Annotated in this window: 4 protein-coding genes; 3 read left to right on the forward strand and 1 reads right to left on the reverse strand. The window is 73.2% G+C overall.

Annotated features, from left to right (window positions below; translation table 11 throughout):
* The first annotated feature begins 63 nt into the window (after positions 1 to 63).
* Positions 64 to 330 carry a Sec-independent protein translocase subunit TatA gene (gene tatA / locus AB0B41_RS43050; protein WP_358212997.1) on the forward strand — a complete coding sequence of 89 codons (267 nt, stop codon included), beginning with the start codon at positions 64 to 66 and terminating at the stop codon, positions 328 to 330.
* A gap of 4 nt (positions 331 to 334) precedes the next feature.
* Here tatA and AB0B41_RS43055 read toward each other — a convergent pair whose 3' ends face one another.
* Complete coding sequence (locus tag AB0B41_RS43055; protein ID WP_358212999.1) at positions 335 to 811, reverse strand: NUDIX hydrolase; 477 nt, start codon at positions 809 to 811, stop codon at positions 335 to 337.
* Between the two features lie 88 nt (positions 812 to 899).
* Between AB0B41_RS43055 and AB0B41_RS43060 the strand changes: the two genes are divergently transcribed.
* Positions 900 to 1337, forward strand: coding sequence for a hypothetical protein (locus tag AB0B41_RS43060; RefSeq protein ID WP_358213000.1), 438 nt, complete (start codon positions 900 to 902; stop codon positions 1335 to 1337).
* Positions 1338 to 1460: 123 nt separating this feature from the next.
* Positions 1461 to 2279: a Bax inhibitor-1/YccA family protein gene (locus tag AB0B41_RS43065; RefSeq protein WP_358213001.1), complete on the forward strand. Its 819-nt coding sequence runs from the start codon at positions 1461 to 1463 to the stop codon at positions 2277 to 2279.
* Positions 2280 to 2364: the final 85 nt, after the last annotated feature.

Raw genomic sequence — 2364 nt, forward strand, 5'->3', positions numbered from 1 at the left:
CTTGCGATCTGTCCGCCCCCCCGCGCGGGTCGGCCGGCCCGCGCGACACGGAAGGACCACGTCGTGCCGAACCTCGGTGGCTGGGAGATCGTCATCCTCGTCGGTGTGCTGCTGCTCCTCTTCGGGGCGAAGCGGCTGCCGACCATGGCCCGCTCGGTCGGGCAGAGCGCCCGGATCTTCAAGGGGGAGATGCGCGGGCTGCGCGACGACGCCCCCGCGCCCACGGTGAACGCCCAGCCGCCGGCCCCGACGGCCGCGCTGCCCGTCGTCGCCGCGGAGGCGGACGGCAGGGCGGACGAGAAGGTGGCCGTGAAGGACCAGGTCGCGTAGCGGCTCAGGAGCCGAGCACGGCGGTGCGCGCCGGGTCCTCCGAGCGCCAGGCCGCCAGCCCGGTCTCGACGAGGGGGACCCGGACCAGCGCCGCCACCTCGTCGAGCGGGACCCAGGCCGCCATGTCCGTGGTACCGCCGACCTCGTGACGCAGCTCACCGCCGAGGACGTGCGCGGCGTAGACGATCCGGATGCCGAACATGTCCAGCGGCTCGCCCGCACGGCTCACGGCGTCCGGGAAGTGCACCGAGTCGACGGTGAGCAGCCGGTCGAGCGCGACCGTGAAGCCGGTCTCCTCCTCGACCTCCCGGACCGCGCCGGCGCGCGGGTCCTCGCCGTGGTGCAGCCCGCCGCCGGGCAGCGTCCACTCGGGGCCGCGCGGCCCGGTCCAGCGGGCGAGCAGCACCTGCCCGTCCTCGACGCAGACCGCGTAGGCGGCGGGCCGGACGAGCCGGCGGGGCGCGGGTTCGGGGTGCGGCACCGGCCGAACCTAGCGCGCGGCTCACGGGTGACCCTCCCGACGCCTTCAAGATCCCTCTGACCTGCGAATTCTCGGTACCGTGTCTCGGGTGTCGGCGGACCGCCCGATCGCGCTCGGCGTGCTGGTGTACGTCGTGGTCGCCGCTGCGCCGACACTCCTCATCTGGGGGGTGGCGCGGTTCTTCCCCGTGCTGCTCGGGCTGCCCGACCTGCTGCGCCGGCTGTGCCGCCGCGGCGGCCCGCCCCCGGTCACGGCGCAGTCCTTCGAGTCGCTGGTCGCCGACCTGCACCGGTTGCGCCGCGAGGTGCGCGGCCGGCAGCCCACCACCCACGTCCGCCGGGTCGCCCTCATGGCGGCCTACGACGACGTCCTCCACGATCTCTGCCGGGCCGTCGGCCTCGCGCGCCCGCCGCTGTGCGAGGTCCCCGAGCGCGAGCGACCCTTCGCGCGGCTGCAGACCGAGGCGGCGATCGAGGCGGCCGGCGTGGTGCTGGACCCGCCGGATCGGGGTACCGCGGCCGCATGACCGCCGCGTGACCGACGCCCGGCTCGCCGGTCTGGGTAAAGTCGCCTTTACCGAGTGGGAACCGATCGGGTCCCGCCGGCGTTGACCACGTAGCGCGGCGAGACACGCGACGAGGAGGAACCGGTGCGCACCACCAGCAACCCGGCGTTCCGCAACCTGCCATCTGGGCAGGGCGGCTACGCCACCTTCGACCGCCAGGGCGGCGGCATGATGGGCGGCGGGGCCGCCTATGCCGACTCCCGGGCCGCGCGCGCCGAGTTCGGCCGGGCGGGCGCGAACGAGCGGCCCCTGACCGTCGACGACGTGGTGATCAAGACCGCGATCACCGGCGGCGTGGCGCTGGTCGCAGGCATCCTGACGGCCTGGTCCGGTCTGTTCGGCCTGGCCCTTCCCGCGATCGTCGTCGGCTTCGTCGTGTCGTTGATCGTGATCTTCAAGCAGAGCACCAACCCGTTCCTGGTGCTGCTGTACTCGGCGTCGATGGGTGTCGCGCTCGGCGCCCTCACCGGGGCGCTCGAGTTCTCCGGCACGAACTTCCAGGGCATCGGCTTCCAGGCGATCGTCGGCACCGCCGGCGTGTTCGTCGGCATGCTGATCGTCTACAAGACCGGCGCCGTCCGGGTCACGCCGCGGTTCACCAAGTGGCTGATCGGCGCGTCGATCGGCGTCGTGCTGCTGATGCTCGCGAACATGGTCATGAGCTTCTTCACGATCGGCGGCCTCGGCCTGCGGGACGGGTCGCCACTGGCCTACCTGTTCAGCATCGTCTGCATCGGCGTGGCCGCGTTCAGCCTGATGCTGGACTTCGACATGGCCGACCGGGCCGTCAAGGAGGGCGCGCCGGCGAAGTTCGCCTGGTACATCGCCTTCGGCCTGATGACCACGCTGGTCTGGCTCTACATCGAGATCCTGCGGCTGCTGAGCTACCTGCGCCAGGACTGAGGACGACCCCCGGGAACGTTCCCGGGAGCCGGCCGGGTTCCCCCTCCACCCGGCCGGAGGGGCGCCGCGGACGGGCCTTCGGGCC

It is taken from the genome of Pseudonocardia sp. NPDC049154, from assembly GCF_040648315.1.
In the GTDB taxonomy this organism is placed as follows: Bacteria; Actinomycetota; Actinomycetes; order Mycobacteriales; family Pseudonocardiaceae; genus Pseudonocardia.